The following is a 13,574-nucleotide window of genomic DNA, read 5'->3' on the forward strand; positions in this document are numbered from 1 at the left end:
CTGACCTTGAATCTACAAAGGAAGAACCGATCGAGGACACCCCAACGAGTGACACAGATCGCTGTCTGGAGGGTGGGGTCAAAGACTAGGGTAGAGAGTAGGATGGATTAGCTGGGAGGAAATGATGAACTATCCAGAGATGGCACCGTTTATTCAGAGTCTAGAGGAGGCGTTTGGCAAACCGTCTGATTATTCTGGGGTGGATCAGGGCATTGTGGGTCATGAAATGGATCATGCGCCGCCCTTCTTTGAGCGTTATTTACGCAGTTTAGTTCTAGAACATTCCAATCTGGGCAATTATACAATGGCGATCGCACTTTTAGATGAACTGATTGCCTGTAATCCAGATAGTGCCATGGATTATAACAATCGCGGTCTGATGTATTTTAACTGTGGGGAGTATGATCAAGCCCTCGCCGACTACAATCAGGCGATCGCGCTCAATCCCCGTTTAGATAGTGCCTATAATAACCGCGCCAACTGCTATATCGCTCAAGGTCAACTGGCCGATGCGATCGCCGATTATCAAATTGCCCTCGACTTTAACCCCGCCAACTGGCGCGCTTGGATTAATCAAGGCATTACCTACCGCGACATGGGACTCTATGACTTAGCCATTGAGAACTTTGACCTCGTATTAGTCCTCGGAAAACGCCTCAAAGCCCGCAGCTACGGCGAACGCGGCCGCACCTACCATTTACGAGGCGACTGGAATCTAGCGATGGGAGACTATCAACGGGCCTTAGAAAGCCTCTCTAATACTCTCCCCTCCCGTCGTTACCGCAAACAGATTCAACAGTGGCTAGAAGAACTGTTAAACCCCATGACGGCCTGACAGAGTAAGATAAGAGGGTCTAAGATGCCCGAGGAAACCATGAACTAAATATCAGTGAAATATGAAACCTGAAGCATCACAGCGAGAGGGGTGTAGAGACAAAGCTCTTTACACCCCTCTCCTTTTGGCTCAACTTCCCACGCCCCAGAACTCACTCCTCCGACAGAGTGCCTTAACCTTTGCCGAATCGTTAACATTTTGTTACAAAGGAAAGAGAGACGAAAATTTTGTTTATCAGCGCAGAACTTAACACAATGTTTGGTGGCTTTGTTGGTTCAAATCAAAATCAAGGGGCGGATTGGGGGGAGAACCTCCTCAATACCGTTGCCAGTAATACCATCCGCCACCTGTTTACTCAGTGTGAATCGGTTGAGGTACAAGTGCGCTGTCAGCCCTCTAGCAAGCTGCTACAGGGGAGTATTGATAGCTTTAAGATGCAGGGGCGAGGTCTAGTAATTCGCCGGGATTTCCGCACGGCCGCCATGTCCTTTGAGACGGACGCGGTAGCGTTAGATTTTGGGTCAGTGTTAAAGGGAACTATTGCCCTGAAACAACCGACTCAGGCGATCGCACTCGTAACACTGACAGAAACCGACATTAACCATGCTTTTAAAGCCGAGTTAGTACGGAAACGGCTAGAAAACCTTACAGACCCGCGTTTGCTGGAGTTATCTGGGGGGGAACCGGTTTCCTTTACCGATGTTCACCTAGAACTGTTGCCCCAAAATCGGATTAAATTATTCGCTCAGACCCATTTAACCAATCAAGTGGTTCCAGTCGTCCTTAGTTGTGAGCTAGGTTTAGCCAAACGGCGACGAATTACCTATGAAAACGCCGTGTTTGAGGGGGAAACCATTCCCGAAGGTTTACAGGGCTTATCGCGCCTGTTAATGGGGATTCTGGTAGATATCCTTAACGAGATGGTAGACCTCGACCGTTTCAATTTAGATGGAGTCCTCTTGCGGTTAAATCGCCTAGAAACTCAGGGGAAAGAATTGCTGTTTAGTGGCTATGCTCAAATTGAACGTATTCCCCGCAGTGGTTAATTTTCCCCATGATTTAACACGGGGGGAACTCATGAATTCCCCCTACACCCCACAACGGTTTTAGCTGTGAATCCCAAAGCCGCCTATCTATCCGTAGAATTGAGTCGGTAATTCACTGGATAACGTCCATTAGCTTCAAGCCGGGATAGAATTGCCGCAACATGGTTTTAAGCGGTACATGATAATACTGATAGAAAGCTTGGTTAACTGCACTAATTTCTACCGTATGATTAGGGTGATTGTCCTGTAAACTCATGACAATATTTTTGAGTGCGGTTTTAAGATTTTGTGCAGAGTTTAACTCAACTTTAACCGGGGAAATCTGTGCCTTTTTCTCTCTAACATTTCGGGAAGAGTCTCTGACCTGAAAGGGCTGGACAGGGGTGTAAAAATAGGAGTCTGGTTCGGTTTGTAACTTCACAAAAAATACATCAGGATTCGCTGTAACGTATAAGATAAAATCCGGTGAGTGGCGAAGCAATTGTTTAACATGATCTCGGGTAATGCGTGAAGGATGGGCAGGAGAATCATGATAATGTTCTGCATAGAGGGTGAGGAGTTTAGAACTTTTAACCCAAGGATTTCCCGTCCTTTCGGCTTCTACTAGAATCATCTCCCGTAACCCAGCGAGAAGCTTATGCTGAGAGCCAGAATGAGAGGAAGGAGTGTAGGCTTGCATGATGAAATTTGCCCGTTAACTTCACTACAAAGCTAACTACATCCGGAGTGATAAAAATTCCTTACGGCTTACTCTAATCTCCCAATCTGGTTGGGGAGCAGGGGAGCGGGGAAGTCGGGTGTAATGTCATTGACTAACTTTGACTAACTTTAGCCAGAAACCGGGTTGCATTCATTGTCTAGTTTTCCCGATACACCCTAGCAAAAACCCGGTTTCTCATGTCAATTATCAATTATCAATTATCAATTCCCTATTCCCTGACCTTGACAAGAGGAGAAAAGGTTTAACTTGTCAAGATTGGGGGTCAGCCAGTGGAGGGGTTGAGGGCTTCCTCTAGGGCTTCTAAGGCCTCTAGTTGTTGCCAAACGGTTTGTAAAAGGCGATCGCATCCCGCCCCCGTCACCGCCGAAATTTCACAGATCGGATCTGAGGTGACTTGGGCAAATTCCCCCCGCATAAACTGCACCCAATCCTCATCCACCACATCCGTCTTATTTAACGCCAAAATCTGGGGTCGTTCCCCCAAACCGCGACCATAGGCCGTCAATTCCGCTTGAATCGTGCGATAGTCCCCCAAAGGGTCATCCCCCGTAATATCCACCAAATGCACCAACAGCTTTGTCCGTTCAATATGGCGTAAAAACTCATGACCTAAACCCACCCCCGCATGAGCGCCTTCAATCAATCCCGGAATATCGGCAAATACCGTCCCATCCCCCGTCGGTTTGCGCACTACCCCCAAATTCGGCACCAACGTTGTAAAAGGATAATCAGCAATTTTAGGACGGGCCGCCGAGAGAACCGAAATCAGCGTAGACTTACCCGCATTAGGCAGCCCAATCAAACCCACCTCGGCTAATAACTTCAACTCCAACCGTAACACCCGCTCCTCCCCCTCTAATCCCGGGAGAGCGTACTCTGGAGCGCGATTCTGGTTACTCAAAAAATGTTGATTCCCCAGACCTCCCTTGCCTCCTTTCGCCACACAAATCTGTTGCCCCACCGTCACTAAATCCCCCATCACCTCCTCCGTCTCGGCATCATAAATCATCGTGCCGCAAGGGACCTTAATCAACAAATCCTTCCCCGAAGCCCCCGTACAATTATTCGGCCCCCCTCGTTTCCCATCATCGGCCTTGAAAATCCGGGCATAACGAAAATCTAACAGGGTTTGCAGGTTCTCGGCCGCTTCAATAATCACCGACCCCCCCCAGCCCCCATTCCCTCCCGAAGGCCCCCCGGCCGGGACATATTTCTCCCGTCGAAAGGCAACAATCCCATCCCCTCCTTTCCCGGCCTTCACTTCAATCTGCGCGTAATCAATAAACTGCATCTTTAACTATTCCCCTCGTTGGGGTTCCTGAAAATTTGCTCACGGACAGCACCTAAATTGAGTCCTGCCCGTTGCTTATAAGTTCAAAAATACTGAGTTCAACAGTATTTAGAGACATCCTCCCCACAATCATCCGCCAAGTAGGACAACGCCCGAAAGCGTAACCCTACTAACTGCTCATAAAGCGGGTTTAACTTGCACATGGGGGGAATGTGAACCACTTTCCGACCAAAGAGTTTAATATCCCGCTCAAAAGGACACTGGGGGGGAACCATTTTACACACAAAACGAGCCACTCGGCGATCTTGGACTTCCATCCCATCTAACCAATCTTGGACAGGTTTGAGGACATTACTCGAAGGGTGGGGAGGCTGTAGGGGAGAAACGGCCGTAGCATTAGCTTCTGCCACAAACGCATCATTCGCTTGTAAGTCGTGTTTAGCGGGGTCGTATAGGGTCTGTTCCAGCACCTGTAAGGCCTTAATTTCCAAGCCCAAGGCCGCTAAAAACTGATTAATGACATTGGACTCCTCCACGGAGTAAACGCCATTGGCCAGTGCCATCATTACGGCAGTCCGCAGGAAGTTTTCCGCCATTTGGGAATCTTGGCCGAGGGTGGCGGCTAATTCTTCGGCGCTGATAGGTTCTAGTTCCCCTAAATCGGTGTGAGGGGCGAGTTCATCTTGAGTTAGTTGGGCGATGAGTTCTTGTTCTTCGGGATCAAAATGTCCATCGGCCCAAGCAACTGTTAATAATCCTCGCAGCCAGACCGAGATTTGCTCGTTGGTGTATTGATGCTCAATCTTGCTGGTCATCACTATTTCCCCGCAATGCTTTCCCCTCTTATTCTAATATGTGCGCTGGTTTGGGGGCTAGGGAATAGATAGGGCTTGCTGAATAACTTGGGGAATAGGGAGCGGGGGAGCAGGGGAGTGGGGAATTGACAATTGACAATTATCAATTCTCAGGGGAGCAGGGGAGCGGGGGAGCGGGGGAGCAGGGGAGTCGGGTGTAATGTCATTGACTAACTTTAACTAACTTTAGCCAGAAACCGGGTTGCATTCATTGTCTAGTTTTCTCGATACACCCTAGCAAAAACCCGGTTTCTCATGTCAATTATCAATTATCAATTATCAATTCCCTGTTCCCTATTACTTTTCAAGCTATGAGTGAAGAAGAGATCGGGGCTGTCATGGCGAAGGGCGCGATCGCCAAGGGATTCTAGGAGTGGGGATGTATTCCCACTTCTCACAAAACTTTAGATTAATTTAATTTGTATCAACCCAAATCCCTCTATACTAAACTTAGTGTGAGTTGGTTCAAAATGGCTAAAAAAATCATCAAAGATTTTATTTTTGTCCCAAAAATAAAAATAGTAATATGAGGTAATCTCGTGCTAGGAAATAGGTCAAAAAATAGGTCAAAAAATAGGTCAAAAAAACCAAGACTTTGAGTGGCGGAAAACTCAAGATATAAGGACATTAGAATCTAGTAACATCAATACAGATTGCCTGAAAGTTACTCAAGATTTTTAATAGCTAAACTCAATCTTTCCTGCTCACAACGCTAGATTCAGAAAAAACGTCCTGTTCCTTAGTACCTTCAAAACATGAAGGATAATGCAAGGAAAACTTACCCTAGTTTCCTAGTTATCTAGCCCCCTTTGGAATGGGCAAGATCGGGAAAAATTCGCGAGTAAAATAGGGTTAAAATTGTCAGTTTTATCTATTTCCTATTCCCCATTACCCATTCCCTATTCCCTAAAACAAGGAGCTAACTCATGGAAGTTTATGATGTAGCCGTCATTGGTGGCGGAATAGTTGGTTGTGCGATCGCACGGGAACTGATGCGCTATTCTTTACGGGTGATTTTACTGGAAAAAGAGATAGAAGTCGGTTTTGGTGTTAGTAAAGCTAATAGTGGCATTATTCACGGAGGACACCACAGTTCACCGGATACCCTGAAAGGAAAGTTAGAGTGGGAAGGAAATCAACTGTGGGATGCCTTACGGGACGATTTAGACTTTGGTTTTAAACGCATTGGAGAAATTACTATTGCTCTGAGTGAGGAACAAATTCCCACCCTACAACAGATTAAAGCCCAAGGAGAACAGAAGGGTGTGCCGGGTCTGGAATTATGGGAGACTGAACAAATTCTCAAGGCAGAACCTCACCTTTCCCCAAATATTGTCGCGGGATTATATGCCCCTACAACGGGGGTAGTTAATCCCTATGAGGCCTGTTTTGCCCTGATTGATAATGCTCGACTCAATGGGTTAGAAATTAGCACAAAAAACCCTGTACTGGGCTTAGATTACCGGGAGGATGTTTGGCAAATTAACGCCCAAAAAGGAGTGATTTATAGCCGTTTTGTGATTAATGCGGCGGGACTTTTTGCCGATCAGATTGCCGAAATGGCTGGGGTGGGCAACTTTAAAATCTATCCGCGTAAAGGGGAAGAGTATTTACTGGATAAACGCTTAAATGGCTATATTCAACGGGTGATTTTTCCCTGTCCTACTCCTGTTTCTAAGGGGATTTTAGTCATTCCCACTTATGACGGAACGTTAATGGTGGGGCCGACGGCGGAACAGGTGGAAGATAAGGAAGATTTAACCACAACGGCGGCCGGAGGACAAAGGGTTTTTGAGGCGGTGATGCAGTATGCTCCGGGTATTAGCCCCCGGGATTGTATTGCGGAGTTTGCGGGATTGCGTCCGGTGGCTGATGGGGAAGATTTTATCATTGAACCGAGTTCTCGCCCGGGGTTTATTCAGGTGGCGGGGATTCAATCTCCGGGCTTAACGGCGGCTCCGGCGATCGCACTTTTAGTCTTAGAAATCCTCCAAGATAGCGGTCTAGCGTTGATTCCCAAGGATGACTTTATCGCCAAAAACCCCCCGGTGATTCGCTTTGCCAGTTTATCTAGGACAGAACATATGACCTTAACCCAAGAGCATCCCTCCTATGGGCGGATTGTCTGCCGTTGTGAAGGGATTACCGAGGGGGAAATTTTGGCCGCTATTGCCCGAGGAGCCGCTACCCTGGACGGGATTAAATTCCGCACGAGGGCAGGGATGGGGCGCTGTCAGGGAGGATTTTGTACGGGGCGCTGTTTAGAATTGCTCTCCCGTGAATTGGGCTGTCCCATTCCGGCCTTGACGAAACGGGGGGGCGAGTCTTGGATTGTCCGCGCTAGAGAGGAGGTTTTAAATCGATGAATACCTATGGGAATCGACCCTTAGAAACGGCTTATGATGTGGTTGTGGTGGGAGGAGGCCCCGCAGGCATGGCGGCGGCTTTAGGGGCGAAAAAACAGGGCGCAGAGCGCATTCTGATTGTAGACCGTGAGAAGGAAGCGGGGGGGATTTTATTGCAGTGTATTCACCCCGGTTTCGGTCTGCAACATTTTAAGGAGGAGTTGACGGGGCCTGAATATGCTCAACGGTTTTTAGGGCAAGTGTTAGCGGCGGATATTCAGGTGGCTAAGGATACTTATGTTCTGGATATCGACGGTCAGCGACGAGTTACCTTAATGTCTGGGGAGACGGGAATGCAGCAGGTGCAGACGAAGGCGGCTGTTTTGGCGATGGGGGCAAGGGAACGGACCCGGGGAGCCATTCGCACTCCCGGACGCAGACCTGCGGGGGTATTAACGGCTGGATTAGCCCAAAAGTTTGTTAATTTGATGGGCTATTTACCGGGCAAACGGGCGGTTATTTTAGGGTCTGGGGATATTGGCTTAATTATGGCCCGTCGCCTCACGTTGGAGGGGGTGGAGGTGGTGGGGGTGTTTGAAATTATGCCCTATGCGAATGGTTTAAACCGCAATATTGTTCAGTGTTTGCAGGATTTTGATATTCCTTTACACTTGTCTACAACGGTGGTGGATATTCAAGGACGCGATCGCCTCGAAAAAGTCACGGTCGCTCCGGTAGACTCCCATTTTGTCCCTGATTTAACCAGAAGTTGGGACATTGACTGTGACACCCTGTTACTGTCCATTGGTCTAATTCCAGAAAATGAACTCTCCCGTCAACTGAATTTACGTTTAGATCCCGTCACTCAGGGACCCGTGGTGAATAGTCGCATGGAAAGTTCTCAAGATGGGGTGTTTGTTTGTGGGAATGTAGTCCATATTCATGATTTGGTGGACTTTGTGAGTGCCGAATCTAGTTTAACGGGGGAATATGCGGGACTCTATGCGACTGGACAACAATTGCCTCGGGATAATATCCGCTTAATTCCGGGGGAAAATGTGGCCTACTGTGTCCCTCATACCATTTCTAGCGATCGCGAGCATACCGTTTATCTGCGTGTGCGCAAACCCCTAGAAAAAAGTGTTCTCCGTTTAGGGGAAGTATACGAGAAACCCCTCCGCTACGTCTTCCCAGCCGAGATGGTCAATCTCAAAGTCCGTCCCCGTTTCCTCCATCAGTTTCATGGAGATGCCTTGAAAATTGATGTTTTGCCTGGGGAATAGGGAATAGATAATTGATAATTGATAATTGATAATTGACAATTGATAATTGACATGAGAAACCGGGTTTTTGCTAGGGTGTATCGAGAAAACTAGACAATGAATGCAACCCGGTTTCTGGCTAAAGTTAGTCAAAGTTAGTCAATGACATTACACCCGACTCCCCCGCTCCCTAACCCGCAGGGGGTACAATTACATTAGTTGTCCCCGTGAGAGTATTGGCCCCTCCCGAGGTGATGGTAGTTGCCCCTCCCGAGGTGATGGTAGTTGCTCCCCCCGCGCTGACACTAATCACCCCTCCCGCTTTTAAAGTGATTCCCCCTGCGGCATTTAAATTTAAACTCGCTCCGCCTTGAATCGTAATCGTTCCAAGGGCTTTTAAGGTAATACTGCGATCGCGATCATTGAGAATACATTCCTGTCTGCCTTGGCTGATAATCTCAATCTTGCCATTGGTTTCATCCAAAATAATCTTATGGCCGCCACTGGTCTTAATTTCAATAGCGCGATCGCCATTACTATCCTTCAACTGGATCTCATGTTTCCCCGCCGTTTGTAAAGAGATCCCCCGCTTACTACTGGTTTTATCCTCCTCCACAAACTGTAACTGATGTCCCGTCCGCGTCTTCAACGTCCGCACCCGCACCTTTCCATTTTCCACACTCTGATTCACCGCCACCGGGGGTTTATCCTTCCCATTCCACACCCCCCCCACCACATAAGGACGGTGAATATCCCCATGTTCAAACCCCACCAACACCTCATCATTAATCTCCGGCAGACAATCAAACCCCCGTTGATCCCCCGCCCCCAAGGCCACCACCCGCGCCCAATTGCTCGCGTGGGCGCTCCCATCCTCCTCCGGCGTGAGCGTAGGGAATTTGACCCGTACCCGCCCCCAACCTTGGGGATCCTTATTATCCGTCACAATACCCACTAAAAACGTCTGTCCGGGCTTTAATTGGGGCTTAGGGGAAAGAATTGAGAACAGATCCCCCCCGCGTAAACCTCGCACACTAAACTCCGTCCGATAACTGCGTTGATAGTAAACATGACGAGTCGCCGTGATGTAATACTGCCCGTCATACTTGCCCATATCTTGCAGCTTAACCACCCGTCCCGTGCGGATTTTGGGATTGCCCTCCCCCGTGGCATCCGCGTAAATATAGGCCCCACCTAACTCATTAAACAGGGATTGGGCGATCGCATCCGCCTCCTTCGCCTGAAACACAGGTTGGTCCACCACAATCATCTTAGGCGGAGGAGTCGCCCCCATCGTCGGCGGATTCTTCGGTCCAAACTGTCCCCCCGTCGTAGACCCCCTCCCCTGCTGACTTTGAGTAATCACCTGTTCCCGTTGCGCCGTCCCCACAATCGCCTTCTTCTGACCATAATCCCATCCTCGCACCTCCACCCCACTCACCTGTTCCGCACTCGTCACCCGCACCCGAAACCCCCCGAAATCCTTCAGCCACGTTAACGCCAAATTCTCCCCCCCCTGAGGCCTCCGAAAATACAACTTACCATCCTGTACAAACAACTCAAACCCAATCCTAGCCGCCCGATGGCGCAAAAACTCCATATTCGTTTGATTCTCTTGAAACACATACTCATGAGGATCCCCACTCGCATCAATTCCCCCCACATTAATCCCCACCTCCCGCGCAATTTCCCGCACAATATCGCTATCCGTATAATTCTGAAACGAACGGTTATAACGACCCCGATGTAAACGATGGGAAATATCATAACCCCGCACTAAAACAGGCGCTTGAGAATTCTCACTAAAATGACTCTCAATCCCCGTAATTTCCCCCTCAATTAAAAACTCCCGATTCGCCCGACTAAAATCCGGATCCTGCGTCGTACTCGACTGAAAACCAATCCTCACCGTTTGCCCAATCTTCAACATATCATCATACCGCCAAGGCTTATCCTCATCCTGTCCCGGAAAATAAGGATTTTCTACCACAATCGTAAACATCGCAGGCAGATGCAAACTCTCCTCCACCGTAATCTGTTCGAGATCATTCATTAACTCCTTCGGCGCATCCTGCCCCCCTAACTGTAAAAAGGGTACCGCAACATAACTAGAATCTTGAGCTTGTATCATTTTTTTCAGCCAAAGTAATAGAGAGCAGCCAATTACAAATCAAAATCAAAAAGTAACTCAAAAGCCAATATTTATCAAACCTGATTGAGTGAACGTCCCAATCTTAATGCTAGAGTTATCAACGTCTAAACCCATTTTTTTAACTCTTCCGCTTCTTTTTGGAGAGCTTCACATTCTTTAGAACGTTTATCCGCTTCCTTATTCAATCGGTCTGCTTCTTGTGGATTAAAATCTGGATTACTTTTCAGAAATCCGAGCCATCGATTATTTCTATGTCTGGCATCTTGTCTCATTTGATCAACCTGTGCAAGGCAATTTCTATGCGCTTCTTCCGCATTTCTTACCGCTTGTTCCCTTGCCTGTCCTGCACTTAAAGGTTTAGCAGGCTGTTGCCGAGTATCCCGACTCCCAAATAAATCCTTATTGTAGGTTCTAGCACTAGCTGCTAAAAAAGAACTATCAACCTCTTTTAACGTTAGCTTAACCTCCGCTCTTACTGGAGTTCCATCCGCCAAAAACATCGTTAACTTATAATCCAACTTCTCCACAAAACAAGTTAAATAATTTTGATCCCCCCAACATAACTGATAAATCGGAGGACGAGACACCACAGTACCCCCCGAAGAATAGCCTTGAAACTTAACCGAATTTTGGAGCTTTTCAATATATTCTTTCATCACACTTTTACCTGACTCATAAGTATCAAACATAATCTTATTAAGAGTCGTACTCCGTGCCTTCGGATACTCAAAACTGACTTTAGGCGTTCCTTGATCTGTTCTAGCAGACTTAGAATCTTTTACCTTAATAGATTCTTGAAACTGCAACATTTCCGGGTTAAACAAAAACTGGAAATCGTAATCTCTATTATCTGTACAGAATAATCTTGCTTTTTGTAAAACTGTCATAAAGCCTCCTGTTATATCACATGAATTACCAAGAAATACGACTATTATATAACAAACCCTTACGTTCTCGTTCCACCTCCAAACGTTGACAAATCATAAGATACATTTCCCGCGCCAAAATCTCTAAATCCTGTGCTGCTTCTTCATCCATAGTTTCATCTTCTGGAAATTCCACATCTGCCGCAATAATCACTGCTTTTAGTTCCCTCAAAAATAGATCATCTGCCTCCCCTAATCTTAACTCTAAAGCTTTCAATATTGCCACATCTGCTGACTTAATAGTTTCCCCTAACTGTTCTTCAAAAGCACTATCAGACTCTTCCAGTTTTTCTTCTAACAACTCCAAGACATTTTCTGAAAAATTAGGATCTTTATCTTTTTGCTGTTGCCGAAACGTTTCGGTAAACACATCATTTCCAGCTATCCGTGTCACCGAAGCATCAGCAAATTGTTCATTAAACCCGTCTTCCAATTGAGCAATTCGTGCAATTAAACTTTCAATATAAGCTTCGTCTTGCTCCTCTTGAAAAGGCAGGATTTTTTTGAAACTACGTCTTAAATTTTCAGCAAAATCTTGGTCAACCGTAGGTGCTTCTGATGAGCTAGAAATATCATCCTCTGATTGAACATCATCAGATTGATTTTCTTTATCTAAGAAACGTTGCACCACTTGATTTTCTGTGTCCTGAGTTGATTCTTCCCCGAATAATTGTGCAGCATTCTCCCAAGAATTGGGAACCGATAAAGCAGGTTTTTTTGAATCAGATTTACGTTGAATTGCAGAAGTATCCCCCACTGTTTCCCGTTGGATAGGAGTTTCTCCTGAAGATGTCTCGACTTGTCTCTGGATTGTTGGTGTTTCCGATGAGGATGGAATTGTCGGAGTCTCCCCAATTGTTTCCCGTTGAATAGGAGTTTCTCCTGAAGGTGTCTCGACTTGTCTCTGGATAGGTGTAGATATTCCTTCCCCAGATGTCTCAGATTTCGGTTGAATTGTCGGAGTCTCTCCAATTGTTTCCCGTTGGATGGGAGTTTCTCCTGAAGATGTCTCAACTTGTCTCTGGATAGGTGTAGATATTCCTTCCCCAGATGTCTCAGATTTCGGTTGAATTGTCGGAGTCTCTCCAATTGTTTCCCGTTGGATGGGAGTTTCTCCTGAAGATGTCTCAACTTGTCTTTGAATTGTCGGAGTCTCCCCAACTGTTTCCCGTTGAATAGGAGTTTCTCCTGAAGATGTATCGACTTGTCTCTGAATTGTCGGAGTCTCTCCAGTCGTTTCCCGTTGGATAGGAGTTTCCCCGGAAGATGTCTCAACTTGTCTTTGAATTGTCGGAGTATCCCCAGTTGTTTCCCGTTGGATAGGAGTTTCTCCTGAAGGTGTATCGACTTGTCTCTGAATAGGTGTAGATATTCCTTCCCCAGATGTCTCGGATTTTGGTTGAATTGTCGGAGTCTCCCCAATCGTTTCCCGTTGGATGGGAGTATCTCCTGAAGGTGTATCAACTTGTCTCTGGATAGGTGTAGATATTCCTTCCCCAGATGTCTCGGATTTTGGTTGAATTGTCGGAGTCTCCCCAATTGTTTCCCGTTGGATGGGAGTTTCCCCCGAAGGTGTATCGACTTGTCTCTGAATCGTGGGTGTTTCCGATGAGGATGGAGTTGTCGGAGTCTCCCCAATTGTTTCCCGTTGGATAGGAGTTTCTCCTGAAGGTGTCTCGACTTGTCTCTGGATAGGTGTAGATATTCCTTCCCCAGATGTCTCAGATTTCGGTTGAATTGTCGGAGTCTCCCCAATTGTTTCCCGTTGAATAGGAGTTTCTCCTGAAGGTGTATCAACTTGTCTCTGGATTGTTGGTGTTTCCGATGAGGATGGAGTTGTCGGAGTCTCTCCAACTGTTTCCCGTTGGATAGGAGTTTCTCCTGAAGATGTATCGACTTGTCTCTGAATTGTCGGAGTCTCTCCAGTCGTTTCCCGTTGGATAGGAGTTTCTCCTGAAGATGTCTCAACTTGTCTTTGAATTGTCGGAGTCTCCCCAACTGTTTCCCGTTGGATAGGAGTTTCTCCTGAAGATGTCTCAACTTGTCTTTGAATTGTCGGAGTCTCCCCAACTGTTTCCCGTTGAATAGGAGTTTCTCCTGAAGATGTATCGACTTGTCTCTGAATTGTCGGAGTCTCTCCAG

9 protein-coding genes and 1 pseudogene are annotated in these 13,574 nt (G+C 47.0%); 4 read left to right on the forward strand and 6 right to left on the reverse strand.

What is annotated here, in order from left to right; all coding sequences use genetic code 11:
- The first annotated feature begins 121 nt into the window (after nucleotides 1–121).
- Entirely contained in the window at nucleotides 122–835 is a 714-nt protein-coding gene (locus tag K4A83_RS06950) for a tetratricopeptide repeat protein (RefSeq protein WP_265263738.1), read from the forward strand.
- Nucleotides 836–1,089: 254 nt separating this feature from the next.
- Nucleotides 1,090–1,881: an LmeA family phospholipid-binding protein gene (locus K4A83_RS06955; protein ID WP_265263739.1), complete on the forward strand. Its 792-nt coding sequence runs from the start codon at nucleotides 1,090–1,092 to the stop codon at nucleotides 1,879–1,881.
- Nucleotides 1,882–1,993: 112 nt separating this feature from the next.
- Here K4A83_RS06955 and K4A83_RS06960 read toward each other — a convergent pair whose 3' ends face one another.
- The 3 genes from K4A83_RS06960 to K4A83_RS06970 all read right to left on the reverse strand — a co-directional run bounded on the left by K4A83_RS06960 (nucleotide 1,994) and on the right by K4A83_RS06970 (nucleotide 4,708).
- A complete protein-coding gene (locus K4A83_RS06960) occupies nucleotides 1,994–2,560 on the reverse strand; it encodes a hypothetical protein (RefSeq protein ID WP_265263741.1) in 567 nt (188 codons plus the stop codon).
- Between the two features lie 304 nt (nucleotides 2,561–2,864).
- Nucleotides 2,865–3,893 (reverse strand): GTPase ObgE, encoded by a 1,029-nt coding sequence (gene obgE, locus K4A83_RS06965; protein WP_265263742.1) that lies wholly within the window; start codon nucleotides 3,891–3,893, stop codon nucleotides 2,865–2,867.
- 98 nt (nucleotides 3,894–3,991) lie between these two features.
- Nucleotides 3,992–4,708, reverse strand: coding sequence for a Mo-dependent nitrogenase C-terminal domain-containing protein (locus K4A83_RS06970; protein WP_265263743.1), 717 nt, complete (start codon nucleotides 4,706–4,708; stop codon nucleotides 3,992–3,994).
- 965 nt (nucleotides 4,709–5,673) lie between these two features.
- Between K4A83_RS06970 and K4A83_RS06975 the strand changes: the two genes are divergently transcribed.
- Both K4A83_RS06975 and K4A83_RS06980 read left to right on the forward strand, forming a co-directional pair.
- Entirely contained in the window at nucleotides 5,674–7,113 is a 1,440-nt protein-coding gene (locus tag K4A83_RS06975) for an NAD(P)/FAD-dependent oxidoreductase (protein WP_265263744.1), read from the forward strand.
- Entirely contained in the window at nucleotides 7,110–8,375 is a 1,266-nt protein-coding gene (locus K4A83_RS06980) for an NAD(P)/FAD-dependent oxidoreductase (protein ID WP_265263745.1), read from the forward strand. The genes K4A83_RS06975 and K4A83_RS06980 overlap by 4 nt, the downstream gene beginning before the upstream one ends.
- A 169-nt stretch (nucleotides 8,376–8,544) precedes the next feature.
- Here the strand turns inward: K4A83_RS06980 and K4A83_RS06985 are convergent, their stop codons facing one another.
- The 3 genes and pseudogenes from K4A83_RS06985 to K4A83_RS06995 all read right to left on the reverse strand — a co-directional run.
- Entirely contained in the window at nucleotides 8,545–10,485 is a 1,941-nt protein-coding gene (locus K4A83_RS06985; protein ID WP_265263746.1) for a VgrG-related protein, read from the reverse strand.
- A 125-nt stretch (nucleotides 10,486–10,610) separates the two neighbouring features.
- Nucleotides 10,611–11,393: a CIS tube protein gene (locus tag K4A83_RS06990; RefSeq protein WP_265263747.1), complete on the reverse strand. Its 783-nt coding sequence runs from the start codon at nucleotides 11,391–11,393 to the stop codon at nucleotides 10,611–10,613.
- A gap of 25 nt (nucleotides 11,394–11,418) precedes the next feature.
- Nucleotides 11,419–13,574 (reverse strand): annotated as a pseudogene (locus tag K4A83_RS06995) (hypothetical protein); the annotation flags it as partial.

This window comes from Spirulina subsalsa FACHB-351 (genome assembly GCF_026130165.1).
Lineage (GTDB): Bacteria > Cyanobacteriota > Cyanobacteriia > Cyanobacteriales > Spirulinaceae > Spirulina_A > Spirulina_A subsalsa_A.